Source organism: Streptomyces sp. NPDC001056, assembly GCF_053598955.1.
The window spans coordinates 312,349-338,384 of record NZ_JBSFLI010000001.1 but is presented as its reverse complement, the minus strand read 5'-3'; the positions used below and the strand labels follow the sequence as shown (position 1 = coordinate 338,384).

Genomic DNA, 26,036 nt, shown 5'->3' with positions numbered 1-26,036 from the left:
AGCTGACCGCACAAGGAAGGATCTTCACCAGCAATGGCCGACGAGAACACTCCAGTCACCCCGGAAGAGGGCGGCGAACTCGCCATGCGTGTCGAGCCCGTCGGGCTTGAGACCGAGATGCAGCGCTCGTACCTGGACTACGCGATGTCCGTCATCGTGTCCCGTGCGCTGCCCGACGTCCGGGACGGCCTCAAGCCGGTCCACCGGCGCGTGCTCTACGCGATGTACGACGGCGGTTACCGCCCCGAGCGCGGCTTCTACAAGTGCGCCCGCGTGGTCGGCGACGTCATGGGCAACTACCACCCGCACGGCGACAGTTCGATCTACGACGCCCTGGTGCGGCTCGCCCAGCCGTGGGCGATGCGGATGCCGCTGGTGGACTCCAACGGCAACTTCGGCTCCCCGGGCAACGACCCGGCCGCGGCGATGCGCTACACCGAGTGCAAGATGGCGCCGCTGTCGATGGAGATGGTCCGCGACATCGACGAGGAGACCGTCGACTTCACGGACAACTACGACGGCCGCTCCCAGGAGCCGACCGTCCTGCCCTCCCGCTTCCCGAACCTGCTGATCAACGGCTCCGCCGGTATCGCGGTCGGCATGGCGACCAACATCCCGCCGCACAACCTGCGCGAGGTCGCGGCCGGCGCCCAGTGGTGCCTGGAGAACCCCGAGGCCTCCCACGAGGAGCTGCTGGACGCGCTGATCGAGCGCATCAAGGGCCCCGACTTCCCGACCGGCGCGCTGGTGGTGGGCCGCAAGGGCATCGAGGAGGCGTACCGCACCGGGCGCGGCTCGATCACGATGCGCGCGGTGGTCGAGGTCGAGGAGATCCAGGGCCGCCAGTGCCTGGTGGTCACCGAGCTGCCGTACCAGGTGAACCCGGACAACCTGGCGCAGAAGATCGCCGACCTGGTGAAGGACGGCAAGATCGGCGGCATCGCGGACGTCCGTGACGAGACGTCGTCGCGTACCGGCCAGCGCCTGGTGATCGTCCTGAAGCGGGACGCGGTCGCCAAGGTCGTGCTGAACAACCTGTACAAGCACACCGACCTCCAGACGAACTTCGGCGCCAACATGCTGGCGCTGGTCGACGGCGTGCCGCGCACGCTGTCCCTGGACGCGTTCATCCGGCACTGGGTGACGCACCAGATCGAGGTCGTCGTGCGCCGGACCCGGTTCCGGCTGCGCAAGGCCGAGGAGCGCGCGCACATCCTGCGCGGTCTGCTGAAGGCACTGGACGCGATCGACGAGGTCATCGCGCTGATCCGGCGCAGCGAGACCGTCGAGGTCGCGCGCACCGGCCTGATGGGCCTCCTGGAGATCGACGAGATCCAGGCCAACGCGATCCTCGAGATGCAGCTGCGGCGCCTGGCGGCCCTGGAGCGGCAGAAGATCGTCCAGGAGCACGACGAGCTCCAGGCGAAGATCAACGAGTACAACGCGATCCTGGCCTCCCCGGTGCGCCAGCGCGGCATCGTCAGCGAGGAGCTGGCCGCGATCGTCGAGAAGTACGGCGACGACCGCAAGACCAAGCTGATCCCGTACGAGGGCGACATGTCCATCGAGGACCTGATCGCCGAGGAGGACATCGTCGTCACGGTCTCGCGCGGCGGTTACGTCAAGCGGACCAAGACGGACGACTACCGTGCGCAGAAGCGCGGCGGCAAGGGCGTGCGGGGCACGAAGCTGAAGGAAGACGACATCGTCGACCACTTCTTCGTCTCCACCACGCACCACTGGCTGCTGTTCTTCACCAACAAGGGCCGGGTGTACCGGGCGAAGGCGTACGAGCTGCCCGAGGCGGGCCGTGAGGCGCGCGGTCAGCACGTGGCGAACCTGCTGGCCTTCCAGCCGGACGAGGCGATCGCCGAGATCCTGGCGATCCGGGACTACGAGGCGGCGCCGTACCTGGTGCTGGCCACCAAGTCCGGTCTGGTCAAGAAGACGCCTCTGAAGGATTACGATTCGCCCCGCTCCGGCGGTGTGATCGCGATCAACCTGCGGGAGCGCGAGGACGGCAGCGACGACGAGCTGATCGGCGCCGAGCTGGTCTCGGCGGAGGACGACCTCCTGCTGATCAGCAAGAAGGCGCAGTCGATCCGGTTCACCGCCACGGACGAGTCCCTTCGCCCGATGGGCCGCGCCACCTCCGGCGTCAAGGGGATGAGTTTCCGCGAGGGCGACGAGCTTCTCTCGATGAATGTCGTGCGACCCGGTACGTTCGTGTTCACTGCCACCGACGGCGGGTACGCGAAGCGGACCGCCGTCGACGAGTACCGCGTCCAGGGCCGCGGCGGCCTCGGCATCAAGGCCGCCAAGATCGTGGAGGACCGCGGTTCGCTCGTCGGGGCGCTGGTCGTGGAGGAGACCGACGAGATCCTCGCGATCACCCTGTCCGGCGGTGTGATTCGCACGCGAGTCAACGAGGTCAGGGAGACGGGCCGTGACACCATGGGCGTCCAACTGATCAACCTGGGCAAGCGCGATGCCGTGGTAGGTATCGCACGTAACGCCGAGGCGGGGCGCGAGGCGGAGGAGGTCGACGGCGAGGACGCCGACGACATCACCGCCGAGGGCGCCCAGGCCGCCGGCACGGACGAGGGCGAGGCGCCCTCGGCCGAGTAGCACGAGGAGTGAGTCATCGTGAGCGGAGCCACGGGCGCCGGATCGGCCGGTACCTCCACGGGTACGGAGACGGACGGCGGCGGCCGTGGCTCCGCCGCGCATGCGGGGACTGCCACCGACCCGCATACGACCAACCTGAAGCCGGTGCGGGCGTCCGCGGCGGACGCCTCCGGCACGTCTGCACCCCAGGGGGGAACTGTGACGGACACCCGAGGCCCGGCCGCGGCCGGCGAGGCGCACTCGTCGTCTCCGCTCCCCGGGGAGCGGAGCCCGGAGCAGCCGAGCGGGCCGTACCACCCGCCGCAGGCCTATCCGGCGCAGCAGCCGGCCGGTGCGGTACGACGCCCGCGCACCGGGGTGCGCACGGCGCCGCGCACCCGCAAGGCGCGGCTGCGGGTGGCCAAGGCCGACCCGTGGTCGGTGATGAAGGTCAGCTTCCTGCTCTCCATCGCGCTCGGCATCTGCACGATCGTCGCGTCGGCGGTGCTGTGGATGGTCATGGACGCGATGGGCGTGTTCTCCACGGTCGGCGGCACGATCTCGGAGGCGACGGGCTCGAACGAGGCGAACGGCTTCGACCTCCAGTCCTTCCTCTCACTCCCCCACGTCCTGATGTTCACGACGATCATCGCCGCCATCGACGTCGTCCTGGCCACCGCGCTCGCCACGCTCGGCGCCTTCATCTACAACCTCTCCGCGGGCTTCGTCGGCGGCGTCGAACTGACCCTCGCCGAGGACGAGTGACGGCCGGGCGCCGTCCGGCCGCCGGTCCTCCGACAACCGATTTTGGGACTGACGTGGTCGTGCGCTAATCTTCAGGAGTCAGCGCGCGGGACATACACCGCAGAGCGCGGCGGGGCTATAGCTCAGTTGGTTAGAGCGCATCCCTGATAAGGATGAGGCCACAGGTTCAAATCCTGTTAGCCCCACAGTGAGAAGACCCCCGGTCCTGCGGACCGGGGGTCTTCGGCGTTCACGGCTCCGGTCCGAAACGGCAGCGGGTGATGACGGCGGCCGCAGGACGCGGACCGAGGTCATGTCCGGGGAGGGATCGTGGGAATCGTCGAGCGGGAGTTGACCGAGCCCTGGGAGGGGTTCCTGGCCGCTCCCACGGGGGGCGGCGGAGCCGGGGTGCTGGTGCTGGCCGGGTCCAGTGGGCGGGTCATGCGGGAGCGGGCGCGGCTGCTCGCCCGGCAGGGGTTCGCCGCGCTGGCGATCCGCTGGTTCGGGGGGAGGGGACAGCCGCCGGGGATCTGCGAGGTCCCGTTGGAGACGTTCACCGCCGCCGTCGATCTCCTGCGGAGCGCCGGGGCGCGGCGGATCGGCGTTCTCGGGGTGTCCAAGGGGGCCGAGGCGGCGCTGCTCACGGCGGTGCGCGAGCCGCGTGTGGACGTGGTGGTCGCGCTGTCGCCCACCCCGCTGGTCTGGTGCAACGTCGGGCCGGGGCGGGACGGGGCCGACCGGCCGTACCGGTCGTGCTGGACGTGGCGGGGGCGGCCGTTGCCCTTCGTACCGATGGACGACTCCTGGACGCCGGCCGAAGAGGAGGGCGGACCCGTCGCGATCCGCGGCTGGTACGAGCGCAGCGAGCGGACCTTCGCCCGTCTGCTCCCGGCGGCGGAGATCCCCGTCGAGGAGGCACGGGCGGAGCTGATCCTGGTCGCGGGCGGCGACGACCTGATGTGGCCGTCGCTGCCCTACGCCGAGCGCCTGGCCGCACGCAGGCGCGCCGCCGGGGCCGGTGTCCGGCTGGTGGCCCGCGACGACGCCGGCCACCGGCCCCTCCTGCCCGGCGAGCACCTGCCGCCGCCGGCCCCGCGGTTCCGGTACGGCGGCACACCGGAGGCCGACGCGCTCCTCGGCGCGGCCGCCTGGCCGCACGTCCTGGACGCGCTGCGCGGCTGAGGTACTCCAGCGTCACCTCCGCGGACCTGTACGTGGTCGGGCCCGGGGCCGCGTGGGTCGTCGCCCCGGGTCGCGGACCGAGGGCGTACGGGCATGAAAAGACCCGATCGCTGGCGACGGGGGATGCACCAGCGATCGGGCTATGGCCAAGGGTAACAAGGTTGCCGGTCGTGTGGAGCCAAGTCGGAGCAGAAAGAAGCAAGTTGGCCGATCAGCTGCCGCACGGAGGGTCGTAGGACAGGCGCGGGAGGTACTCGTGCCACTTGGCGGGGGTGAGGACGCCCCGGGTCACCGAGCAGATGTGGCCGATGGCCGTGTCGGCGTCCAGGTCCCACAGACGGACCGTGTCGGGGCCGCTGGAGACGCCGAGGACCCGGCTGCCGGGGCTGAACGACAGGAAGGTGCCGGTCTTGGCGTTGGGCGTCATGGACTGGCCGATCGGGCGCGCCGCGGCGGGGTCGGTGACGTTCCACAGGCGGACCGTGTTGTCGTCGCCGCCGCTGGCCAGCGTCCGCCCGTCCGTGTCGAAGGTCAGCGAGGTGACCGCCTCGGTGTGGCCGGTGAGCGGTGCGCCGAGCGGGCGCGCCGCGGCGGGGTCGGTGACGTTCCACAGCCGGACCGTGTCGTCGTCGCTCCCGCTGGCCAGGGTCGCCCCGTCGGGGCTGAAGGCCAGCGCGTTGACCGGGCCGGTGTGCCGGGTGAGCGGGGTGCCGAGCGGCTTCACCGCGGCCGGGTCGGTGACGTCCCACAGGCGTACGGTGCTGTCCGCGCTGCCGCTGGCCAGCGTGTGCCCGTCGGGGCTGAAGACGAGCGCGTTGATGTAGCCGTGGTGGCCGCTGAGCGGTGCGCCGAGCGGGGCCGGGCGGGCCGGGTCGGCCACGTTCCACAGCCGTATGGTGCGGTCGTCGTTGGCGGTGGCCAGGGTGTTCCCGTCCGGGCTGAACGCGAGCGCGTTGGGGCCCATGAAGCGGGTGCGCAGCGGCAGGGGCGGGCCCGGCTGGAAGGGATGGGCCGGGTCGGAGACGTTCCACAGGTACACCTTCTGCTCGCCCGTCAGGACGGCGAGGGTGCGGCCGTCCGGCGAGAAGACGAGGGTGTCGGCCCCGGTCCCGCTGATGAACGGCGGGCCCAGCGGCACCGGTCGCCCGGGACTCGCCACGTTCCACAGCCGCATCCGCCCGTCGCGCGCGGTCGTGGCCAGTATCCGCCCGTCCCGGCTGAAGGCCCCGCTGCGGCCGATCATGTCCGAGGTCGGGATCGACCACAGGCGCGCCTTGGCGTCCCCGCTGCCGGTGGCGAGGGTGCGCCCGTCGGGGCTGAAGCCGAGCGCGTACATCTCGCCGCTGCTGCCCGCGAGGGGCTCGCCGATCTGCGAGGGGGAGCCCGGGTCGGTGACGTTCCACAGGCTGGCCGTGCTGTCCGCGCTCGCGGCGGCGAGCCGCCCGCCGTCGGGACTGAACGCCACCGACCAGACGGGTCCGGTGTGCCCGGTCAGAGGCGCGCCGAGCGGCTTGGCCGCGGTCGGGTGGGCGACGTTCCACAGCCGGACGGTGTCGTCCGCGCTGCCGCTGGCCAGGGTGTGCCCGTCGGGGCTGAAGGCGACCGAGTGCACGATGTCCGTGTGGCCGCGCAGCACGCCGAGGGTGGCGGGCCTGCGCGGGTCGGTCACCTTCCACAGCCGGATCGTGTCGTCGTCGCCGCCCGCCGCGAGGGTGTGCCCGTCGGGGCTGAAGGCGACGCTGCGCACGGCCGCGGTGTGCCCGTGCAGCACGGTGAGCGCGGCGGGGTGCGCCGGGTCGGCCACGTTCCACAGCCGTACCGTGCCGTCCTCCCCGGCCGAGGCGAGGGTGCGGCCGTCGGGGCTGAAGGCGACCAGGTAGATGGTGCCCGCGTGCCCGGTGAGGGGCGCGCCGAGCGAGGTAGGACGGGCCGGGTCGGCGACGTTCCACAGCCGGATCGTGCCGTCGTCGCCCGCGCTGGCCAGCACCCGCCCGTCGGGCCTGAACACGGCGCTGCTCACCCAGCTGGAGTGCCCGGTCAGGGGTCGGCCGAGGGGGCGGGGCCGGGTCGGGTCGGCCACGTTCCACAGCCGTACCGTCCGGTCGTAGCTGGCCGTGGCCAGGGTGTGCCCGTCGGGGCTGAAGGAGGTCAGGTAGACGGCGCCGGTGTGGCCGGACAGCGGGGTGGCCAGCGGCGCGTTGACGATGGAGATCAGCCGGCTGTAGGTGCCCTCGTCGCCGGGCCGCAGGTGATGGGCGACCAGGTCCAGCTGGGCGGCGAGCGAGGGGTCGGTGCGCTGGACCCGGTCCGCCTCGGCGAGCACCTGTTCGAACACGGCGTCGTCGCGCTGCTGCCAGGCGATCACCGCCGAGCCGCCCGCGACCAGCGCGAGCACCACCAGGGCCGCCACCGCGGCCCGGCTGAGCCACACCGTGCGCTTGCGCAGCCGTACGGACGCGGCCAGGAACTCCACCGCGCTGCGGGTCAGATACGTGTCCCCCGCGGAACCCGCCCACAGGCGGGCCTGTTCGAGCCGGGAGCCCCGGTACAGCAGCGAGCTGTCCCGCTCCGAGTCCTCCCAGGAGCGGCCGTCCTCCTCCAGGCGCTGGCGCAGCAGATGGTCGTTGCGGTTGTCGTCGATCCAGTGCCGCAGCCGGGGCCAGGCGTGCAGCAGCGCCTCGTGGGTGATCTCCACGGTGTCCGCGTCCAGCGTCACCAGCCGGGCCCGGACGAGCGCCTCCAGGGATTCCTCGGTCTTGCCGGGGTCCGCCGACTCCTGCGCCAGCTGCCGCCGGGTGCCGCGCCGCCGGGTGGCCACGGTGTCCTCGCCGAGCCGGACCAGGCGCAGCAGGAGCAGCCGGGCCGCCGTACGGGCGGCCGGGTCCAGCCCCGACCAGGCGCGTTCGGCGGTCGCCGCGACCGCGCCCTGGATGCCGCCCGCCGCGCGGTAGCCGGCCAGCGTCAGCTTCCCGCCCTTGCGGCGCTGCCAGGTGGCCAGCAGCGCGTGCGACAGCAGGGGGAGCACGCCCGCGTCGTGCGCCCCGCGCGGGCCGTCGGCGCTCACCTCGCGCACGATCAGCTCGGCCAGCCCCGGTTCCAGCTCCAGGCCCACCGCCTTGGCCGGTCCGGTCACCGCGTCGCGCAGTTCGCCGCTGGTCAGCGGGGAGAGCACCATGTGCCGGTGCTGGAGCGCGTCGGCGAGCTCGGGGTAGCCGAGGCACTGTTCGTAGAAGTCGGCGCGTATGCCGAGGACCACCAGGACGGGGGCGGGTCCGGCCCCGCCGGAGGGCGGGGTGCAGCAGGCGTGCAGCAGCTGGACGAAGGTACGGCGGTCCGCCTCGTCCGGGCAGAGGGTGAACGTCTCCTCGAACTGGTCCACGATCAGCACCGGCCGGACGCCCGGCGGCGCCTCCCGGCGCGTCCACTCGGTGACCGCCTCGCGTGCGCCGCGCACGATCCGGGGCGCCTCGCCACCCGTCGGCGCGGAGCCCTCGGAGACCTCCTTGCGGGCCGCGGCCTCCCGCTCGGCCGCGCGCGCCTCGGCGGCCACGGGCGCGAGATCGGGGATACGGCGGACCAGCTCGGCGAGCGGATCGGCGCCCGGCACCAACTGGACGACGGGGGTCTGCTGTTCGGGTGCGCCGTCCGGCTGCGGGGCGAGAGCCGGGCCGGCCAGGGCGCCGCCCGCGATCGCCGGGACCAGGCCGGCGTTCAACAGCGAGGACTTGCCCGCGCCCGAGGCGCCGACCAGCATCACCAGGCCGCCGGTACGGCCCACCGTGCGCAACTGGGTGATGATCGCGTCGGTGCTGCGCTTCCGGCCGAAGAACCAGCGCGCGTCCTCCTGCCGGTACGGCGCGAGACCCCGGTAGGGGCACACGCTCCCGGCGACGGGCGGGGCCTGGGCGGGCGGCCGTCCGTTGTCCTCGGCGGGCGTGGCGGGCGGCGCGGCCCGGTCGCCCACCGGGTCGGCCAGCGCGCGCTCCCACTGCCGCTGCCAGTGGGCGAGGTCGTACAGGCCCGTGGAGACCGGGTGCGGGCGGGCGCGCCGCGCCTCCGGGATCAGGATCTGGAGCACCGCCGCGAGGGCGGTGAACTGGGCCGGCACGTTCTTGGCCCGCCGCCAGTCGCTGATCCGCTGCGCGGACACCCGCACCGGACGGCCGCGCTCGTCGACCCGCTGCAACCGGCCGACCGCCTCGGCGACGCTTTTCAGGGGAGGATTTCCGGCCTCCTTGTAGAGCAGCGCGAGACGCTCGGCGAAAGCTGTGCGTGCCCCTGAGTCGGAACCCAAGGCCCCACCCCTCACTTCCCCCCGTCTGTGGACGTCCGGACCGGAAAACTCACCTTATACGGCTGACCTGCGGATAAGCCCCGCTCCGGAGACCAGGATCTCCTCCCCGGTGGCGTCAGATGGCAGGATCGCAACCCCGGTAGCGGAACCGTCACACACCGTCCGGACAGGCCAAACGGCCCGGCGCTCGGAGAGACACCTCATGGCGTTGCACATTTTCGGTCGACTTCCATCGAAAGCCGCGAGCGGTCGGCGGTCCGTCATCTGAGCCGGGCGCACCCGGTTGACCCCGCCCCCACGACCCCGACCGCCTCCCATGCTTCGATCCGCGCCACTACGCCGACGAGGCGCGGATCGACGTCCCGCACCGCCCGGCACCGGTCCCCACGAGGGGAGGGACCGGTGCCGGCGGGCAGGGGACCTTTTCGCTGCGGCACACCTGATTATCTGACGAAGTGTCAGTCACGGTCGCGGGCACCGGCTCTTCCCGAAGGGGTGCGCGCCATGCAGAAGCCCTCCTCGTGCCCGCGTCCGTCCGGCGCCCCGCGCTGGGTCGCCATGGTCCGCGGAGCCGCCCGGGACGCCTGGGTGCCGGCCGCGGAGTCCCCGTACCGGGCGCCCGTGCTGTACGCCGTCGGCGAGATGACCCGGACCGTGCGGGCCCGCGGGGGCGAACCGACGGTCGCGCCGTGGGGGCCGGGGGGCGGCGGCCGGCGGCTGTACGACGCCCCGGCCGGGAAAGCCGCCGCGGCGCATCAAGCCGTAACCGGATGAAACCCCTGAACCGGCCGGACCGGCCGCATGCATGACGAACCGTCGGCACCAGGTGCTCACCGCCGCCCTGAGCGGGGCCGGCCTGTACGACCCCGCCCCCGAGGACGACACCGCGGTGCGGGCGCCGGCCGACCGGCTGGACGAGCCCACGGTCCGCCGGGTCGCCCACTGGCTCGCGGCCGCGGGCGGGGCCGGCCGGTTGAGCGCCCGGTCGGCCGGGCAGTGACGTCCTGGAACCCCGATCGCCCAGGACTGGAGGACGTATGAAGGTCACCGTCGACCGCGCCGCGTGTTACGGCTCCGCCGAGTGCGCGTTCCGGGCACCGGCCGTGTTCGCCTTCGAGGACGGCTACGGCGTGGTGCTGCCCGGCAAGGAGGAGGCCGCCGACGAGCCGGGGGTCCGGGAGGCGGCGGAGCGGTGCCCCTCGCAGGCGATCGTGTTCGGGGAGTAGGGCCTGCGGGGGCCCGCGAAGGACGCACCGAGGTCCACGGGGGTCTGGGCGGGGTGCGGCACGGGGTCCGCGCCGTTGAGCGCGACGGGCTCACCGCGCCGGATACGTCCAGCCGAGGCCGGCCAGCGCACGGGCCCTGGCCTCCGCGACCGCCGCGCGGGCCGTGCGCTCGGCGGGATCGGTGTGGGACGACTGGCCGGTGGCCTGCCCCTCCCACTTGCGGTAGAGCAGCCCCGCCTCGGCCGAGAACCAGCCGCGGCTCACCGCGTCCAGCGCCAGCAGCAGCCCCGTGTCCTCGGAGGCGGGCAGCGCCATCCAGCCGCCGAGCGCGGTCAGCAGGTCCCGGCGCACGCAGAGGGTCGCCGGATGGACGGGGGGACGGAAGTCGTGCGCCGTCCAGTGGGCGAGTACGGACCCGCGCTCCACCGGGCCCTCGTCCGGGTCGCCGGGGAAACCGGCCGTGGAACCGTCGGGCAGCAGGTCCAGGACCCGGCACGTGGCCCAGCCGAGGCCGGGGTCCGCCTCCAGGACGGCGAGGTCGCGGGCGAGCGCGCCCGGAGTGAGCCGGTCGTCGGCGTCCAGGACCTTCACATACGTGCCCCGCGCGTGCGCGAGCGCGATCGTGCGGGCGACCCCCGGGCCACCGGGTCTGCCCTGGCGGAAGGTGACGCGCGGGTCCTCGGGGACGTACGGGCGGACCTCGTCCGTCGTGCCGTCCTCCTGGATCACCCACTCCCAGCCCGCGCCGCCGGGCAGTTCCTGGTCGCGCAGGGAGGCCCAGGCGTCCGGCAGGAACCGGGCCGAGGGGGCGTGCACGGCGGTGACGACGGTGACAACGGTGGCGCGCCGGGTCACGGCAGCACTCACCACCTCTCAAGACCTCTCCGGGATGTCGCGGCCATCGTCTCAGGGCCCCGTCCCGGACGGTTCCGCCCCCTCCGAACGCGCGCGTGACCCCCGGCCGGGGCCGGGGGTCCTTCCGTGTCGACTGGTGCGTACGCAAGTCGCCGAGTTGTCGAGACGTCGCGGTGCCGAGGAGGAGAGAGAGCCGGTTCAGCAGTCGAGCGGTGCGGAGGGCGCTCGGGCCCCGGTCTCCTGCTCGGTCTGATCCGTCTCCTGCGTCTCACGGGTCTTCTGTGTCTCGCGGCTGTCCAGTGTCAGCTCGGTCTCGTCGAGGGATCGGTGACGGCAGCTGGGGGACTTCCCGTGGGCCTCGGCCCTGATCCGCTGCTTCATCGTGGGGGGCAAGGCCCTGGCGGTGGGCCAGGACCAGTGGCGTGGTGCCGGGATCGCCGGGACCGTGCCGTGCGCGGTCTCGGTGCGGGGACTCTCGGTGTGCGGCGCGGCGGTCGCGGGGGCGGTGGCGGCGCTCATGAATCCGAGCGCCGTGCACAGCGCGAGAAAGGCGGTGACGATGGCGGTCCACAGCTTCATGACCTTGTTCTGGTCCATGGCCCCTCACTTTCGGGTTGGGCGATTTGCGTACTTTCCTCATGATGTGTATGTGGATCGCGAAGTGGTGGACCGACGCCCGTGGCGCGGCGATGTTCAGATGAACACCACTCGGATGGCCGTAAGAAGGTCGGAAAACCCCTAAATCGCGGTGAGCGTGAGCGAAGGGGGAGCAAAGTGACCGTCCGTGGGGATGTGCTCACCCTCCGATCGGAACGGCTTCCGACCTGGGCTATTGCGCTGGCAGGGGCCGGAGTTGGGGCCGGGCGCAGGTCACCGATCGATATCGGTCGGTGTGTATAGTCGGGCGCCAGAGGTCCCCTACGTCAAGGAAAGACGAGGTCGCGCGGTGAAGAAGCTGCTCCTGGTCGCACTGGCCGCCATCGGCGGGCTCCTCGTGTACCGCCAGATTCAGGCGGATCGCGCCGAGCAGGACCTGTGGACGGAGGCGACTGACTCCGTGCCCACGGGTTCGTGAGTCCGATTCCAGATTTCAGCAGGCCCCGGTCGCACCAAGCGGCCGGGGTCTTTGCGTGGGGTTGCGGGGTCTCACGGGGCGGGGTACGCGGGGCGGCACCGGGCGGGTCGGGGCGGAGTCTTTCGGACGGTCCCGCGCATTGCCCTGATGGCGCGGCGGCTCGCGGGGCAGGATGGGCCCACGAGGCCGTGACATAGGGGGTGCACACGTGCGGGGGCGCAGGCGTACGGCGGCGTGGGGCGGGCGTACGGCCGCCGTGATCCTGGCACTGGGGCTGTGCGGTACGGTCCTGCTGCCGGCCGCCGCCGCGACGGCCGCCCCCGACCCCGGGACCTACGCCTTTGCCCCGGGCGCCCGCCCCGTCGACGGCACGGCCTCCCCCGCCGACGCCCCGCGGCTCGACCCCGGCCGCGTCTACCGCGGCTCGCTGCCCGCGCACGGCAGGCTCACCTACCGCCTCGACCTCGCCGACGTCACGGCCACGGCGTACGTCCCCGTCACCGCCGTACCGCCCGCGCACGCCACCGTCACCTCCACCGACGGCATCCGGGTCTCCGTCCGGGACGCGCACGGCACCGCCTGTTCCTATGCCACCGCCCGCTTCGGCGCCGGGCTCAGCCCGCGTCCGGTCACCGCCCTCGCCGAACGGGAGGCGGGCCGGGCTCTGTGCCAGGGCGCGGGGAGGTACTCCGTGCTGGTCGAACGCCTCGACACCGGGGGCACGGGCACGTCCGCGCCCTGGGACCTGGAGATCGCCCCCGCCCTGGAACCCCGGCTCACCTCCCCGGCGGCGACCGGCGCGCCCCCGTCCTGGGACTCCGCCTCGCCCGAGCCGCTCACCGGCGAGGCCCGCGAGCGCGGCGGTGGAGCGGGGTTCGCCACGGCCCGGCCGCTGGGCCAGGGGGTCTGGCGGACCACGCTCGTGCCCGGCCGGACCCAGTTCTACAAGGTGCCGCTCGACTGGGGCCGCCGGCTCCAGGCCTCCGCCGAACTGGGCGGCGCGCCGGGGCACGGCTACGTCGGCGGCGCGCTCGACCTCTCCCTGTACGACCCCGTGCGCGGCCTGGCCGACGACGCCTCCCTCGGCTACACCGGTGTCCGTAGACCCGTCGCCCTCGCCCCGCTCCCGCCCGTCGAGTACGCGAACCGCTTCGCCGCCCCCGCCGCGGTCTCCGCCCTGCGCTTCGCCGGGGACTACTACCTGGTGCTGCACCTCAGCGACCAACTGACCGCGACGTTCGGGCAGGGGCCGTACGACGTGACGCTGCGGGTCCGGGTGGACGGCCGGGCGCACTCCGGGCCGGGGTATGCCGGGCGGCCCGAGCCGGACGGCATCCTCACGCCCTCGGCGTCGGACGGGCCGGCGATGGCGGTCGAGGGCGACGGCGGTGCCGGGGCCGGCGGCCCGGCGGGGATGAGGGCCCTCGCGGCCGGCGGGATCGGGCTGGGGACCGCCCTGCTGCTGGTGCTCGGCGGCTGGACGCTGGTGGCCCGGCGGGCTCAGACGCGGGTCAGCGCCCAGAAGCCCACGGCGTAGCAGGCCAGCGCCAGCAGGAGGATCGGGACGACGGCCTTGGCCGGGGGGCCGGGACGGCGGCGCGCGCGGCGGCCGTGGGCGGCCGGGGTGCGGGGTGCGGCGAGCGGGGGTGCCTGGGGGGCCGGGGCGGTGTAGGCGGCGGTGACGCTGTCGCCGGGTCGCACGGGATGCGGGGGCCAGGAGCCGTAGGTCGGCGTGGGCGTGGGAGTGGGCGTGGGAGTGGGAGTGGGAGTGGGCGTGGGCGTGGGCGTCGGGGGTGCGGCGGGGGGAGGCGGCGTGAGAGGCGGGGGTGGGGTGGGGTCGGTGGCCGGGGGAGGCGGGAGGCGGAAGCTTCCGGTGTCCGACAGGTTGTCGGTGCCGGAGGAGGTCTCCGGCGGTGGGGTGGCGCCGGGACCGGGCTTCGGCGAACCCCTCAGGGGGCCGTCGGGACCGAAGCCCGGCGGCAGCGGGGGGAGTTGGTCGAAGATCTCGATCGGTTCGTCGTCCAGGGTCGGCTCCGGCAGGAGCTCGATGACGGCGGCCAGCGACTTGCGCGCTCCCGTGGCGGAGCGGTACCGGGCCTGCGGATCGGGCTGGAGCAGCGTGGCGACGACCTCCCACAGCGGCCCGGGGATGCCCTTGGGCGCGCCCGGTGTGCCGTGCTCCGTGAAGTACCGGACGATTTCCCCGGCGTCGGGTTTGGCGCCTTCGAGGAGATAAAGGGCGACGAGGCCCACGGCGAACAGGTCGGCGGTGAAGTCGGGGTCGGCGCCCGCGAGTTGCTCCGGAGCGAGGTAACCGGGCGTGCCCACCACGAGGTTGGTCTCGGTCAGGCGCGGCTCGCCGAACCGCATGGCGATACCGAAGTCCCCGAGCCGCAGCCGCGGGCGGCCCGTACCGGTCGCCTCCAGAAGGATGTTGGCGGGCTTGATGTCCCGGTGCACGACGCCTTCCGCGTGCACGGCGGCGAGTCCGGAGAGCAGCTGGTCGAGCAGGACGCACACGAACGCCGGCGGCAGGGGGCCGTAGTCGTTGACGAGGCGGACGAGGGAGCCACCGGCGACCAGGTCCATGGTGAAGAGCACCTGGTCGTCGTCGGCGGCCCAGCTGGCCGGGGCGAGCACATGGGGGTGGTCGATCCGCAGGGCCTGCTCGCGCACGAAGCGCAGGAGGGAGTGGGCGTCGCGCTGCTGGAGCACCTTGGCGGCCACGTAGCGCCGCCGCCGGTGGTCCCAGACCCGCCATACGTCGCCCGCGCCGCCGCGCCCGATCGGGTCGGCCAGTTCGTACCGGCCGTTGAACATCTCACCCATGACTGCCGCAGCTCCTCCCCCTCGGGCCCCCGCCCCTTCCGGCTTCCCCTGGTGCCGGACGGGTGTTCAGTTCTGGTGCGACTGGTAGTGCGCGACCGCGTCGGAGGTGCGGCCGGCGCCGTAGACCCGCAGGAACTCGGCGAGTTCGGGCTGGGTCGGGGCGAGCGCGTCCGCGGCCTCGATGATGTCGCTCGCGGCGGCCACCGAGCGCAGCAGCGACTGGATCTCGCGGACGACCCGCTTGACGGTGGGCGCGCCCGAACCGTTCGTCGTCTGTGTGGTGTTGCTCAGCACCGAGCCCCCCTGGGACTTCTTGATCTCGTCCATCCGCTCGGTCGCCTCGGCGGCGCTGACACTGCCGTCCGCCACCTGTGCCGCCAGCTCCTGGAGCAGCTGCACCCGCTGGACCACCGCGGGGTTGCCGATCTTGGCCCGCTGGCCGCTCATCAGCTGTGAGAGCATCGGAGCGGACAGCCCCAGGACCGCCGCGAGACGGGCCTGGTTGAGCCCCAGATCGTCGATCAGCTTACGGAAGAGCGCCCCCAGCGGCTCTCCGTACCAGTTCCGCTGAAGCTCTCTCGCTCTCGCGGTGGCTTCCTGCTGTGCGGCGTCCATTGCGTCTCCCCATCGCTTCCCCTGAATACCGCGGTTCGCTGTAGCGAACCACGGTTGAGCATCTTACGGAGCGTGGTCATCCCCGGGGACCCCCAATCTTTTTGCGGGATACGGGGGGTGACCCGGTACTCTGGTCCCCGGCACCGGCCGGGACACGCACCCTCCGGGAGCCACTCCCTTCCCGGGGCCTTAGCTCAGTTGGTAGAGCGCCGTCTTTGCATGGCGGATGTCAGGGGTTCGACTCCCCTAGGCTCCACTTCCTCAAGGGCCCTCTGACCTGCGGAAACGTTGGTCAGAGGGCCCTTTTCCGTGCTGCCGCCCGCCCGTTCGGGCGCGGAGACGCCGACTCATCCGGCGAGCGCTCCCAGCGCCTCCCTCGTCGCCTCGTCGTCGGGAAGGCAGGCCGACAGGTGGTGGCCCGGCTCGTCCTACGTCGGCAGCGCCCTGGCCGGTGCCTTCGCCGCCGGACCCGCGGAACACCACGCCGACCGGGAGATGTTCCCGATGGCCGCGGTCCTCAGCGTCCCGCTGACCGTGGCCGCCGCCGTGGGCCGCGCCCGTTACCAGAACCGACCGACCCGCGCGCGCCGGGCACCGCCGACCGGGTGGGTTTTCCGGGGGTGGTGCGGGTGTCGGCTGGGAGGTGGCGCGGGGAATCCCGTAGGAGAGGGGTCGTGAGATTTTCTTCGTATGCGATGAGACCACGACCGCGGGGCGGGGCAGGTGCCGCGCTGACGGCGCTGCTGGCGGTCCTGTTCGCCCCCCTGTTCGCCGCCCTCGCTCTGACCGGCCTCGCCGCGTCGTCCGCGCGTGCCATCGCGCCGGCCCGGGCCGCCGACGGCCAGGGGCGGTCGGGAACCGGCGCGGACACCGGCGGCCGCCCGTGGGTCGGGGCCCGCTCGCCCGGCCGCCGCGTCTCCGCCTCGCCTCCCCGGTCGCGGTCGCCTCCGTGGAGGCCGGCCCGGGAGCGCACCGGAGCGAGTCGCACCAGAACGGCCCTGTGATCCACACGCCCCGGCAAGCGGGCGCCCGGTCGCCGGGCGGGCCGATTGCGGTGATCCTGTCAGGGAGAGCGTGGCCGGATTCGCACGGCCGCTGTGCGTACTCGGCCGTGCCGCACAGGAAGGCGACGCCCATGGCAGCGATATCCAACAAGACACAGCACGGGCACGGGGAGGCTGGTGGCGGTCCCGCCGTCGACAGCGCTTCCCTGGCCGCCGGGGCCATGCTGATGCTCAGCGGGCCGCTCAGCATCCTCATGGGCGCGGCGGGCATCGCGAACGACAGCCTGTTCGCCGCGTCGACCGGGTACGCCTACGGCTTCGGTCTGACGGCCTGGGGCATCATCCACCTCGTGATCGGCCTGGTGCTGGTCGTGGCGGCCTTCGGCCTGCTCGCCGGCAAGAGCTGGGGCCGCGGGGCCGGCATGGTGGCAGCGGGCGTCAGCCTGATCACCCAGTTCATGTTCGTCCCGTACTACCCGGCGTGGGCGATACCCGTGATGGCCCTGGACCTGCTGATCCTGTTCGCCCTGACCAGGACCCACATCGAGGCCGCCCGGTAAGCGCCTCCTCGACCCGGTCGTCCCCTTTCCCGGCGGATTCCCGGTCGGCCGCGGCGGACGTTTCACGTGAAACGGGCTCCTCCCGGGGTACGGGAAGGAGCTCGCTCCCGAGGTCGTGTTTCAGGCAGGCTCGTCGCCGCCGCTGCCGTCCACCGAGCCGAGGCCGCCGCCCGACTCGGGTACCTCCGTCGCGGCCGGCGGCTCGACCAGCCACTCGGGGTTGGCCTGCCGGTCCCACCACTTCCATGCCGCGTAGGCACCGCCCGCCATCAGGGCCGCCAGCGCCAGCATCTTCGCGGCGCGGCCGGCCCGGCACCTGCGCGCGTTGCGCCGGGCCAGCTTCCGGATGTCCTGCGCGGAGACCTGACCGCGCAGCGCGGCCAGTGCGGCGGCGCCCCGGGCCGCGGCCTCGTCCGCGACCGGCGCGGCGGCGGCCATCGCGTGCTCGATCCGGGGGCGCGAGTACTCGGCCGCCTGCCGGGCGGCCTTACGGGTACGGCAGGCCGCCTCGTGCGCGGCGAGGTCCACCTTCGGCGGGACACAGGTGCGCCGAGCCTGTTCCAGACGCGGGGCGAGCCGGGCGTCGTACTGCACGCGGGCCTGTTCGGCGGCCTGCGACACCACGGGCGCCAGCCGTACGCGTGCCTCCTGCGCGTAGAACGCGGCACGCTCCTTGGCCGTGTCGGCGTAAGGCGCCACCACTTCCGCGGCGTGCAGCACGCTGTCCTTCGCCGAGCCGGTCGCGGCGCGCACGCTGTCAATGCGGGTCACGGTTTTCCTCCTCCTCGGTGGCGTACGGAATTCGACTTTCCACCCATTTACGGATCATGCCTGTCCGTGCTCCATGCGGCATGCGCGGACGGGCATACGGGTGCCGCTCCTTCCTTCGGTTGGCCGACTGGCGCCGTGGGGGCCCATACGTGCGAGGATCGGAGCGTCACAGGAAGACAACGGAAGGCAGATCGTGGCTGAGCAGCTTTACGCCACCCTGAAGACCAACCACGGCGACATCGAGGTCCGGCTGCTGCCGAACCACGCGCCCGTCACGGTCAGGAACTTTGTCGAGCTGGCCAAGGGCGAGCGCGAGTGGACCCACCCGCAGACCGGCAAGAAGAGCAGCGACCCGCTCTACGACGGCACGATCTTCCACCGTGTCATCAGCGGCTTCATGATCCAGGGCGGCGACCCGCTGGGCACCGGCATCGGCGGTCCGGGCTACAAGTTCGCGGACGAGTTCCACCCGGACCTGTCCTTCAACAAGCCCTACCTGCTGGCCATGGCCAACGCCGGCCCGGGCACCAACGGCTCGCAGTTCTTCATCACCGTCGCGCCGACCACCTGGCTGACCGGCAAGCACACCATCTTCGGCGAGGTCATCGACCCCGCCAGCCAGAAGGTCGTGGACGAGATCGCGGCCGTGAAGACCGGCCGCAACGACCGTCCCGCCCAGGACGTCGTGATCAACTCGGTCGTCGTCGAGACCCGCGAGGGCTGACGGAACGCCCCACTGGGAACCAAACGCCCCGCTCGTCCGTAAGGATGGGCGGGGCGGGGTATGTGCCGGGGGAGTGCCAGAGGAGCGAGGGGATCATGGACCACGTCGCAAGCAGCACGCCGGACGCCCGGAGCGTGCCCGTGTGCTACCGGCACCCGGACCGTGAGTCCGGGGTGCGCTGCACCCGCTGTGAGCGTCCCATCTGCCCCGAGTGCATGGTCAGCGCCTCCGTCGGCTTCCAGTGCCCCGAGTGCGTCCACGGGGGCGGCCCCGCCCACCCGGACACCCCGGCGGGCGCCGGCGCCGGGCGCTCGATGGCCGCGGCCCGTCCGCGCACCCTGGCCGGCGGCACCATGACGGCGGACCCCCGGCTGTTCACCAAGGTGCTGATCGGGGTCAACATCGCCCTGTTCCTGATGCAGCAGGCCGTCGGCGACAGCTTCACCGTGCGCTTCGCGATGATCGGTCAGTACCCGGGTGTGCAGGGTGTCGCCGATGGGCAGTTCTACCGCCTGCTGACCGCGATGTTCCTGCACGGCGGTATCACCCACCTGCTGTTCAACATGCTCAGCCTGTGGTGGATCGGCGGACCCCTGGAGGCGGCGCTCGGCCGCGCCCGCTATCTCAGCCTGTACTTCGTCTCGGGCCTGGCGGGCAGCGCGCTCACCTACGCGGTCGCCCCGCACACCCTCTCGCTCGGCGCCTCCGGAGCGATCTTCGGCCTCTTCGGCGCCACCGGCGTGCTGATGCGGCGGCTCAACTACAACATGCGGCCGCTGTTCGCCCTGCTGGTGATCAACCTGATCATCACCTTCACCCCGGGCTTCAACATCGCCTGGGAGGCGCACGTCGGCGGCCTGGTGGCGGGCGTCGTCACCGGGTACGCCATGGTGCACGCCCCGCGCCGCAACCGGGCACTCGTCCAGTACGGCACCTGCGCGCTGGTGCTCGTGGCAGTGGCCGTTCTCACCCTGGTCCGGACGACTCAGCTCACCTGATACCGAACCGTTGTCCACAGCGAGTGCCGGATCTTGTGCATCCTGTGCGGGATCAGTTGCGCCTCTTACCGCTCGGATGTTTTTTCGCAGGTGGGGTGGGGTGCGAACGGATGTGTGTCAACCAGTAGGGCAGTCGTACCGGCGTCAACGCCCGATGAGTTATCCACAGATCGTAGTCTTTTCCCCAGGGACATGTGGAAATCCTCAGGCCTGTGGATAACTCAGCGGAGAAGCCATGGGCAGAGCCCCGCGGCGGTTGACGGACCGCCCTACTTCCACTGCGTGGAGACACCGAACCCGGCGGCGATGAAGCCGAAGCCGACCACGATGTTCCAGTTGTCCAGCGCGTCGATGGGCAGCGAGCCGTCGGTCACATAGAAGACGACGATCCAGGCCAGGCCGATGACGAACATGGCCAGCATGACGGGGGCGACCCAGCCGTGGCTGTTCAGCTTGATCGCCGCGGCCTGCTTCGCCGGCGGCGGCGTGAAGTCGGCCTTCTTGCGGATACGTGACTTCGGCACGAGGGTCTCTCCTGTCGATGCGCTGCGTGGCCGCGCAGGTAACTGGGTCGGGCTCGGGCAGCGTACAAGTGGCCAACATGACGACTCTGTGTGCTCCCCCGGGCGTCCGTTAGCGTAGTGCTTCCGTGGCGCCGAAGGAGAGTAAGGGTCCGTTGAGCAATTCTGCCGACTCCCCCGGTACGGGAGCAATGGGTTCCGGCCCCCGCCGTGGGCCTCGGGTGCGCCCGGCGCGGATGCTCACCGCGGCCGTCTTCGCGCTCGCGGGGCTGATCTTCTTCACCAGCTTCGACACGGCCAAGGGCACCGACATCCGCCAGGACGGCTCCCTGCTGAAGCTGTCCGACCTGATCCAGCAGCGCAGCCGCAAGAACAAGGACCTGGACGAGTCCAACGCCTCCCTGCGCGGCGGCGTGGAGTCCCTGGCCAAGAGCGACGGTGGCAGCACCGAGGCGCAGGACCGGCGGCTCACCGGTCTGGAGAAGACCGCGGGCACCCGGAAGCTCACCGGCAGGGCCGTCACCGTCACCCTGAACGACGCCCCGCCCAACGCCACCGCCAAGCTCCCCGGCTATCCCCCGCCACAGCCCGACTACCTGGTCATCCACCAGCAGGACCTCCAGGCCGTGGTGAACGCCCTGTGGCAGGGCGGCGCCAAGGGCATCAAGGTCATGGACCAGCGGCTGATCTCCACCAGCGCGGTCCGCTGCGTCGGCAACACGCTGATCCTCCAGGGCCGCGTCTACTCACCGCCGTACAAGATCACGGCGATCGGGGACCCGGGGCGGCTCCAGCAGGCGCTCGCGGACAGCAAGGCGATCCAGACCTACATGGTGTACGTCAACGTCTACGGCCTCGGCTGGAAAGTCACCGACGACGGCACGGTGACTCTTCCGGGTTACTCCGGAACAGTGGACCTGCACTACGCGACGCCCGTGCCGTAGCCGTCCGCCCAGGAGCCGTCGGCGGTCCGGTACGGGCTTGTCCCACGCACCGGGCCGGTGCTCACCGACGGGACCACCTGGTTCACGTATCGGATCGACAAAGGGCCCTACAAAACCGTCCCGACCGACATCGGCGTCATCGACCCTGTGCCACGGAAGTCCGGATACGCGCGTCCCGGCCGCCATCTGACGCTGACCACCTGCGATCCCGAATGGGGCCACAGCCACCGGCTGATCGTCCGGGCGCATCTGGACTCCACCCGGCCTGTGGAGTCAGGCGAACCGGACGCGCTGCGCCGCTAGTCTGGTGACGTACGGCGTGTGTCTGGTGCCGTAGGGATACGGAAGGGACGGCAAGGACGGCATGTACGGCTGGATCTGGCGGCATCTGCCGGGAAACGTATGGGTGAAGTTGCTGATCTCCGTCGTCCTGGCCCTGGCCGTGGTGTACGTCCTGTTCCAGTACGTCTTCCCCTGGGCCGAGCCGCTGCTGCCCTTCAACGATGTGACGGTGGACAACCAGTGAGTGCGCGCATTCTCGTCGTGGACAACTACGACAGCTTCGTCTTCAACCTCGTCCAGTACCTGTACCAGCTGGGCGCCGAGTGCGAGGTGCTGCGCAACGACGAGGTGTCGACCGCGCACGCCCAGGACGGCTTCGACGGCGTCCTGCTGTCGCCCGGACCCGGCACCCCCGAGCAGGCCGGCGTCTGCGTGGAGATGGTCCGCCACTGCGCGGCCACCGGGGTGCCCGTCTTCGGTGTCTGCCTGGGCATGCAGTCCATCCAGGTGGCGTACGGCGGCGTGGTGGACCGGGCGCCCGAGCTGCTGCACGGCAAGACCTCCCTGGTCGAGCACGAGGGCAAGGGCGTCTTCGCCGGACTGCCCTCACCCTTCACCGCGACCCGCTACCACTCCCTGGCCGCCGAGCCCGCGACGGTCCCGGCCGAGCTGGAGGTCACGGCCCGCACGCACGACGGCATCATCATGGGCCTGCGCCACCGTGAACTGCCCGTCGAAGGAGTGCAGTTCCACCCGGAGTCGGTGCTGACCGAGCACGGGCACCGGATGCTGGCCAACTGGCTGGTGGAGTGCGGCGACCAGGGTGCCGTGGCGAGGTCGACGGGGCTCGCCCCGGTGGTGGGCAGGGCCACGGCGTGACCGCCCCGCGCCCCGAGCGCGAGGACTTGTACGGCGGCGGGGAACCGTACGAGTCCCACGGCGGTGCGCCTCATGAAGCTCCCTTCGACGCGGAGACCATGGCGCTGCGGGTGGCCGACCCGGCGTCCGCGGGGCCCACAGGGGCCTCTGGAGCCCCAACGGCCCCGTCCGCGATCGGACCGGCCCTCGGCGGCCGCGCGGCCCGCAGAAAGGCGGCCAAGCGGCGCGGCGGGCGCCGTGCCGGGCACCGGGAGCCGGCGGCCTCGGGCACGCCCGCCACGAAGGGCTCTCCCACCTCGGCGGAGTCCGGCCCCGACCGCCCGCTGACCCGGGTCGAGGCCCGGCGGCGGGCGCGGCTGGCCAAGCCCGGCCCGGGGGTGATCGCGAGCCGGGTGATCGGCGAGACGTTCATCACCACCGGCGTGCTGATGCTGCTGTTCGTCACCTACCAGCTGTGGTGGACCAACGTCCGCGCGCACGCGCAGTCCTCCAGCGAGGCCCATCAGCTCCAGGACGACTGGGCGAGCGGCAAGCGCAACCCGGGGGTCTTCGCGCCCGGGCAGGGCTTCGCCATCCTGCACATACCCAAGCTGGACGTGGTGGCGCCGATCGCGGAGGGCGTCAGCACCACCCGGGTCCTCGACAAGGGCATGGTCGGGCACTACGGCGAGGCGCCGCTGAAGACGGCGATGCCCGACGCCAAGACCGGTAACTTCGGGCTCGCGGCCCACCGCAACACCCACGGCGAGCCGTTCCGGTACATCAACCGGCTCACCCCCGGTGACCCCGTGGTGGTCGAGACCCAGGACACCTACTACGTCTACAAGGTGACCTCGACACTCCCGGTCACCTCGCCGTCCAACACCAGCGTGCTGGACCCCGTCCCGCGGGGCTCGGGCTTCACCGGGCCCGGCCGCTACATCACGCTGACCACCTGTACACCGGAGTTCACCAGCAAGTACCGGCTGATCGTCTGGGGCAAGATGGTCGAGGTACGCCCCCGCAGCAAGGGCAAGCCGGACGCGCTCATCGAGTAAGGGCTAGGACACTGTGGCAGCCACCGCCGACGAGAACGAAGAGACCGAGGAAAGCACTGCCGCGCCCGGTCCGGAGCCCGCTGAGCGGCGCCGGCGTCCGGGCAGGATCGCGCAGGCCGTCAGCGTCTTCGGGGAACTGCTCATCACCGTGGGCGTGTTGCTCGGCCTCTTCGTCGTCTACTCGTTGTGGTGGACGAACGTCCTGGCGGACCGCAAGGCCGACAGACAGGCCGAAAAGGTGCGCGAGCACTGGGCGCAGAGCACGGACACCCGACCCGGCGCGCTGGACACCAAGGACGGGATCGGCTTCCTGCACGTGCCCGCGATGAAGAACGGCTCGGTCCTGGTCGAGAAGGGCACCAGCACCGACGTCCTCAACAACGGCGTCGCCGGCTACTACACCGACCCGGTCAAGGCCGTGCTCCCCATGACCGGCAAGAAGGGGAACTTCACCCTCGCCGCCCACCGCGACGGCCACGGCGCCAAGTTCCACAACATCGACAAGCTGCGCAAGGGCGACCCGATCGTCTTCGAGACCCGGGACAGCTGGTACGTCTACAAGGTCGCCTCGATCCTCCCCGAGACCTCGAAGTACGACGTCGGCGTCGTCGACGCGGTCCCCAAGGAGTCCGGCTGGAAGAAGCCCGGCCACTACATCACGCTGACCACCTGCACCCCCGTCTACACCTCGCGCTACCGCTACGTCGTGTGGGGGGAACTGGTCCGGGTGCAGAAGGTCGACAGCAAGCGCACGCCACCGGCGGAACTGCGCTGACCGTCCTCGGAACATGGGAGTGGGCCCCTGCCGGAAGATTCCGGCAGGGGCCCACTCGCGTCCTCGCGGTCCGTGCGGCCGTCAGCCGCTGACACCGCCGAAGATGTTGGTGCCTCCGTTGTCGCCGCCCCCGTTGCCCGGGTTGCCGCCCATGGTGGTCACGTCGATGGCCTGACCCTGGTTGACCGGGGTGCCCTGCTGCGGGTTCGAGCTGATCACGAGCGCGTTGTCGTCGTTCGTGCCCTGGACGTTGCCGAGCGACAGGCCGGCCTGGGCGAGCATCTGCTTCACCTGGCCGAGCTTCTTGCCGAGGATGCCCGGGACCTGGACCTGGCCGCCCTGCGCCTTGCCGACGTTGACCGCGATCGGCGTGTTCTTGGCGACCTGCTGACCGGCCGCCGGGTTGGTCGCCAGGACCTTGCCGTCGTCGTCCGGGTTGGTCGTCGGCTGGTCGGTGCAGGTCGGCACCAGGCCCATGCCCTGCAGCTCCGCCCTGGCCTCGTCGCAGGACTTGCCGATGACGTCGCTCGGGATGGTCACCTTCTCCTCCGCCTTGGCGACGGTGAGGGTGATCGTGGTGCCCTTCTGCTGGCTGGTGCCGCCCTGCGGGTTCTGCTCGGTGACCACGCCCGGCGTCTGGGTCGACACCACGTCCTTGCGCTCGACGTTGAAGCCCTTCTCCTTGAGCTGGGCCTCGGCCTGGTCGTACTGGATGCCCCGGACGTCCGGCACGGTCACCTTGGGCGCGCCCGTGGAGATCACCAGGCCGATGGTGGTGTTCTTGGCGACCTTCGTGCCCTTCTCCCGGTCCTGCGAGCACACGAGGCCCTTGGGCTGGTTCTCGCAGGGCTTGCGGTCGGAGACGGTGACCTTCAGGTCGACGTTCCCGGCGGTGTTGCGGGCGTCCTTCTCCGACATGCCGACGAAGTTGGGCACCGAGGGCTTGTCGTTCACGCCGTGCCCGCTGAACGCGTACTTGCCGATCAGGATGGCGCCGATGAGCACCAGGACGCCGGCGACGATCAGCAGGATCGTGGAGGTGTTCGCCTTCTTCGGCTGCTGGCGGCGCCGGTCGGGGCGGTCGTCGTAGCCGAAGCCGCCGTCGTCCGGGTTCATCGGCGGGAGCATGGTCGTGGCGGCCGCGGGCGACTCCGGGCGCAGTGCCGCGGTCGCCTGGTCGTCGCCGTAGCCGGCGTAACCGACCGCGCCCATCGCGGCGGTGGCGCCGACCGGCTGGCCGTCCAGGCACGCCTCGATGTCGGCGCGCATCTCGTCGGCCGACTGGTAGCGGTAGTTGGGGTCCTTGACCAGCGCCTTGAGGACGATCGCGTCCATCTCGGGGGTGATCTCGGGGTCGAAGACGGAGGGCGCCTGCGGCTCCTCGCGGACGTGCTGGTAGGCCACGGCCACCGGGGAGTCGCCGACGAAGGGCGGACGGACGGTCAGCAGCTCGTAGAGGAGGCAGCCCGTGGAGTACAGGTCGGAGCGGGCGTCGACCTGCTCGCCCTTGGCCTGCTCCGGCGAGAGGTACTGGGCGGTGCCGATGACCGCCGCGGTCTGCGTCATCGTCATGCCGGAGTCGCCCATCGCGCGGGCGATGCCGAAGTCCATCACCTTGACCTGACCGTTGCGGGTCAGCATCACGTTGGCCGGCTTGATGTCGCGGTGGACGATGCCGTTGCGATGGGCGTACTCAAGGCCCTGGAGGATGCCGATGGTCATCTCCATGGCGCGCTCCGGCAGCAGCTTGCGGCCGGAGTGCAGCAGCTCACGCAGTGTGGAGCCGTCGACGTACTCCATCACGATGTACGGGATGGACACCCCGTCGATGTAGTCCTCGCCGGTGTCGTAGACGGCGACGATCGCGGGATGGTTGAGCGAGGCGGCCGACTGGGCCTCCCGGCGGAACCGGGCCTGGAAGGACGGGTCGCGCGCGAGGTCCGCGCGCAGCGTCTTCACCGCCACGGTGCGGCCGAGCCGGGTGTCATGCGCGAGGTAGACCTCGGCCATGCCACCACGGCCGAGCACGTGGCCCAGCTCGTACCGGCCGCCGAGGCGACGCGGCTCTTCCATAGCTACCTACCAGCCCTCTCCGTCGGTCTCGGACGCCACAT

24 protein-coding genes, 2 tRNA genes and 1 pseudogene are annotated in these 26,036 nt (G+C 71.9%); 19 read left to right on the top strand and 8 right to left on the bottom strand.

Features of this window, described 5'->3' with window-relative positions; translation table 11 throughout:
* Window positions 1-33: 33 nt before the first annotated feature.
* The 4 genes from gyrA to ACWDD7_RS01550 all read left to right on the top strand — a co-directional run bounded on the left by gyrA (window position 34) and on the right by ACWDD7_RS01550 (window position 4,533).
* Window positions 34-2,628 carry a DNA gyrase subunit A gene (gene gyrA, locus ACWDD7_RS01565; protein WP_392212304.1) on the top strand — a complete coding sequence of 865 codons (2,595 nt, stop codon included), beginning with the start codon at window positions 34-36 and terminating at the stop codon, window positions 2,626-2,628.
* A gap of 18 nt (window positions 2,629-2,646) precedes the next feature.
* Complete coding sequence (locus tag ACWDD7_RS01560) at window positions 2,647-3,372, top strand: DUF3566 domain-containing protein (RefSeq protein WP_351870444.1); 726 nt, start codon at window positions 2,647-2,649, stop codon at window positions 3,370-3,372.
* Window positions 3,373-3,483: 111 nt separating this feature from the next.
* Window positions 3,484-3,557 (top strand) — tRNA-Ile (locus ACWDD7_RS01555).
* A gap of 124 nt (window positions 3,558-3,681) precedes the next feature.
* Complete coding sequence (locus tag ACWDD7_RS01550) at window positions 3,682-4,533, top strand: acyl-CoA thioester hydrolase/BAAT C-terminal domain-containing protein (RefSeq protein ID WP_450455638.1); 852 nt, start codon at window positions 3,682-3,684, stop codon at window positions 4,531-4,533.
* A gap of 211 nt (window positions 4,534-4,744) precedes the next feature.
* Here the strand turns inward: ACWDD7_RS01550 and ACWDD7_RS01545 are convergent, their stop codons facing one another.
* A complete protein-coding gene (locus ACWDD7_RS01545; RefSeq protein ID WP_450455637.1) occupies window positions 4,745-8,827 on the bottom strand; it encodes an nSTAND1 domain-containing NTPase in 4,083 nt (1,360 codons plus the stop codon).
* Between the two features lie 504 nt (window positions 8,828-9,331).
* Between ACWDD7_RS01545 and ACWDD7_RS01540 the strand changes: the two genes are divergently transcribed.
* The 3 genes from ACWDD7_RS01540 to ACWDD7_RS01530 are packed head-to-tail and all read left to right on the top strand — an operon-like array spanning window position 9,332 to window position 10,053.
* Complete coding sequence (locus tag ACWDD7_RS01540; RefSeq protein ID WP_450455636.1) at window positions 9,332-9,601, top strand: hypothetical protein; 270 nt, start codon at window positions 9,332-9,334, stop codon at window positions 9,599-9,601.
* A gap of 31 nt (window positions 9,602-9,632) precedes the next feature.
* Window positions 9,633-9,827, top strand: a complete 195-nt coding sequence (locus tag ACWDD7_RS01535) for a hypothetical protein (RefSeq protein WP_450455635.1) — start codon at window positions 9,633-9,635, stop codon at window positions 9,825-9,827.
* 37 nt (window positions 9,828-9,864) lie between these two features.
* Entirely contained in the window at window positions 9,865-10,053 is a 189-nt protein-coding gene (locus tag ACWDD7_RS01530) for a ferredoxin (protein ID WP_285556608.1), read from the top strand.
* Between the two features lie 90 nt (window positions 10,054-10,143).
* Here the strand turns inward: ACWDD7_RS01530 and ACWDD7_RS01525 are convergent, their stop codons facing one another.
* Window positions 10,144-10,920 (bottom strand): glycosyltransferase family 2 protein, encoded by a 777-nt coding sequence (locus tag ACWDD7_RS01525; protein WP_392212317.1) that lies wholly within the window; start codon window positions 10,918-10,920, stop codon window positions 10,144-10,146.
* 186 nt (window positions 10,921-11,106) lie between these two features.
* Entirely contained in the window at window positions 11,107-11,505 is a 399-nt protein-coding gene (locus ACWDD7_RS01520) for a DUF6344 domain-containing protein (RefSeq protein WP_450455633.1), read from the bottom strand.
* 349 nt (window positions 11,506-11,854) lie between these two features.
* Between ACWDD7_RS01520 and ACWDD7_RS01515 the strand changes: the two genes are divergently transcribed.
* Both ACWDD7_RS01515 and ACWDD7_RS01510 read left to right on the top strand, forming a co-directional pair.
* A complete protein-coding gene (locus ACWDD7_RS01515; protein ID WP_003999697.1) occupies window positions 11,855-11,983 on the top strand; it encodes a DLW-39 family protein in 129 nt (42 codons plus the stop codon).
* Between the two features lie 208 nt (window positions 11,984-12,191).
* Entirely contained in the window at window positions 12,192-13,520 is a 1,329-nt protein-coding gene (locus ACWDD7_RS01510; protein ID WP_450455631.1) for a hypothetical protein, read from the top strand.
* Here ACWDD7_RS01510 and ACWDD7_RS01505 read toward each other — a convergent pair.
* Window positions 13,484-14,812 carry a serine/threonine-protein kinase gene (locus ACWDD7_RS01505; protein WP_450455630.1) on the bottom strand — a complete coding sequence of 443 codons (1,329 nt, stop codon included), beginning with the start codon at window positions 14,810-14,812 and terminating at the stop codon, window positions 13,484-13,486. The genes ACWDD7_RS01510 and ACWDD7_RS01505 overlap by 37 nt on opposite strands.
* Before the next feature lie 66 nt (window positions 14,813-14,878).
* Complete coding sequence (locus tag ACWDD7_RS01500; RefSeq protein WP_285556615.1) at window positions 14,879-15,427, bottom strand: helix-turn-helix domain-containing protein; 549 nt, start codon at window positions 15,425-15,427, stop codon at window positions 14,879-14,881.
* 183 nt (window positions 15,428-15,610) lie between these two features.
* On the opposite strand from ACWDD7_RS01500, the gene ACWDD7_RS01495 reads away from it, so the two are divergent.
* A tRNA-Ala gene (locus ACWDD7_RS01495) sits at window positions 15,611-15,683 on the top strand.
* 879 nt (window positions 15,684-16,562) lie between these two features.
* A complete protein-coding gene (locus tag ACWDD7_RS01490) occupies window positions 16,563-16,991 on the top strand; it encodes a DUF7144 family membrane protein (RefSeq protein WP_351869456.1) in 429 nt (142 codons plus the stop codon).
* 120 nt (window positions 16,992-17,111) lie between these two features.
* On the opposite strand, the gene ACWDD7_RS01485 is transcribed toward ACWDD7_RS01490, so the two are convergent.
* On the bottom strand, window positions 17,112-17,762 hold the full coding sequence (locus ACWDD7_RS01485) for a DUF5324 family protein (protein WP_351869459.1): 651 nt from the start codon (window positions 17,760-17,762) through the stop codon (window positions 17,112-17,114).
* Between the two features lie 193 nt (window positions 17,763-17,955).
* On the opposite strand from ACWDD7_RS01485, the gene ACWDD7_RS01480 reads away from it, so the two are divergent.
* Window positions 17,956-18,486 carry a peptidylprolyl isomerase gene (locus ACWDD7_RS01480; protein WP_450455627.1) on the top strand — a complete coding sequence of 177 codons (531 nt, stop codon included), beginning with the start codon at window positions 17,956-17,958 and terminating at the stop codon, window positions 18,484-18,486.
* A 95-nt stretch (window positions 18,487-18,581) separates the two neighbouring features.
* Window positions 18,582-19,484 carry a rhomboid family intramembrane serine protease gene (locus tag ACWDD7_RS01475; RefSeq protein WP_450455626.1) on the top strand — a complete coding sequence of 301 codons (903 nt, stop codon included), beginning with the start codon at window positions 18,582-18,584 and terminating at the stop codon, window positions 19,482-19,484.
* 269 nt (window positions 19,485-19,753) lie between these two features.
* On the opposite strand, the gene crgA is transcribed toward ACWDD7_RS01475, so the two are convergent.
* A complete protein-coding gene (crgA, locus tag ACWDD7_RS01470) occupies window positions 19,754-20,008 on the bottom strand; it encodes a cell division protein CrgA (RefSeq protein WP_046423655.1) in 255 nt (84 codons plus the stop codon).
* A 152-nt stretch (window positions 20,009-20,160) separates the two neighbouring features.
* On the opposite strand from crgA, the gene ACWDD7_RS01465 reads away from it, so the two are divergent.
* The 6 genes and pseudogenes from ACWDD7_RS01465 (at window position 20,161) to ACWDD7_RS01440 (ending at window position 23,922) form a co-directional block, all read left to right on the top strand.
* Entirely contained in the window at window positions 20,161-20,949 is a 789-nt protein-coding gene (locus ACWDD7_RS01465) for a DUF881 domain-containing protein (RefSeq protein ID WP_351869470.1), read from the top strand.
* Window positions 20,950-21,006: 57 nt separating this feature from the next.
* Window positions 21,007-21,252: pseudogene (locus tag ACWDD7_RS01460) on the top strand (sortase domain-containing protein); the annotation flags it as partial.
* A 61-nt stretch (window positions 21,253-21,313) separates the two neighbouring features.
* The gene (locus ACWDD7_RS01455; protein ID WP_351869473.1) at window positions 21,314-21,475 is read left to right on the top strand and encodes a hypothetical protein; all 162 of its coding nucleotides are present in this window, start codon (window positions 21,314-21,316) and stop codon (window positions 21,473-21,475) included.
* Window positions 21,472-22,110 carry an aminodeoxychorismate/anthranilate synthase component II gene (locus tag ACWDD7_RS01450; protein WP_450455623.1) on the top strand — a complete coding sequence of 213 codons (639 nt, stop codon included), beginning with the start codon at window positions 21,472-21,474 and terminating at the stop codon, window positions 22,108-22,110. Before ACWDD7_RS01455 ends, ACWDD7_RS01450 begins: the two co-directional genes overlap by 4 nt.
* Complete coding sequence (locus tag ACWDD7_RS01445; RefSeq protein WP_450455839.1) at window positions 22,029-23,147, top strand: class E sortase; 1,119 nt, start codon at window positions 22,029-22,031, stop codon at window positions 23,145-23,147. Before ACWDD7_RS01450 ends, ACWDD7_RS01445 begins: the two co-directional genes overlap by 82 nt.
* A gap of 13 nt (window positions 23,148-23,160) precedes the next feature.
* On the top strand, window positions 23,161-23,922 hold the full coding sequence (locus ACWDD7_RS01440) for a class E sortase (RefSeq protein ID WP_450455622.1): 762 nt from the start codon (window positions 23,161-23,163) through the stop codon (window positions 23,920-23,922).
* Window positions 23,923-24,003: 81 nt separating this feature from the next.
* On the opposite strand, the gene pknB is transcribed toward ACWDD7_RS01440, so the two are convergent.
* The gene (gene pknB, locus ACWDD7_RS01435) at window positions 24,004-25,995 is read right to left on the bottom strand and encodes a Stk1 family PASTA domain-containing Ser/Thr kinase (protein WP_450455621.1); all 1,992 of its coding nucleotides are present in this window, start codon (window positions 25,993-25,995) and stop codon (window positions 24,004-24,006) included.
* Between the last annotated feature and the right edge of the window lie 41 nt (window positions 25,996-26,036).

Coding starts and splice junctions, on each gene's coding strand:
- gyrA (WP_392212304.1), top strand. CDS start 34: ATGGCCGACGAGAACACTCCAGTCACCCCGGAAGAGGGCGGCGAACTC.
- ACWDD7_RS01540 (WP_450455636.1), top strand. CDS start 9,332: ATGCAGAAGCCCTCCTCGTGCCCGCGTCCGTCCGGCGCCCCGCGCTGG.
- ACWDD7_RS01535 (WP_450455635.1), top strand. CDS start 9,633: ATGACGAACCGTCGGCACCAGGTGCTCACCGCCGCCCTGAGCGGGGCC.
- ACWDD7_RS01530 (WP_285556608.1), top strand. CDS start 9,865: ATGAAGGTCACCGTCGACCGCGCCGCGTGTTACGGCTCCGCCGAGTGC.
- ACWDD7_RS01520 (WP_450455633.1), bottom strand. CDS start 11,505: ATGGACCAGAACAAGGTCATGAAGCTGTGGACCGCCATCGTCACCGCC.
- ACWDD7_RS01505 (WP_450455630.1), bottom strand. CDS start 14,812: ATGGGTGAGATGTTCAACGGCCGGTACGAACTGGCCGACCCGATCGGG.
- ACWDD7_RS01500 (WP_285556615.1), bottom strand. CDS start 15,427: ATGGACGCCGCACAGCAGGAAGCCACCGCGAGAGCGAGAGAGCTTCAG.
- ACWDD7_RS01490 (WP_351869456.1), top strand. CDS start 16,563: ATGGCAGCGATATCCAACAAGACACAGCACGGGCACGGGGAGGCTGGT.
- ACWDD7_RS01475 (WP_450455626.1), top strand. CDS start 18,582: ATGGACCACGTCGCAAGCAGCACGCCGGACGCCCGGAGCGTGCCCGTG.
- ACWDD7_RS01455 (WP_351869473.1), top strand. CDS start 21,314: ATGTACGGCTGGATCTGGCGGCATCTGCCGGGAAACGTATGGGTGAAG.
- pknB (WP_450455621.1), bottom strand. CDS start 25,995: ATGGAAGAGCCGCGTCGCCTCGGCGGCCGGTACGAGCTGGGCCACGTG.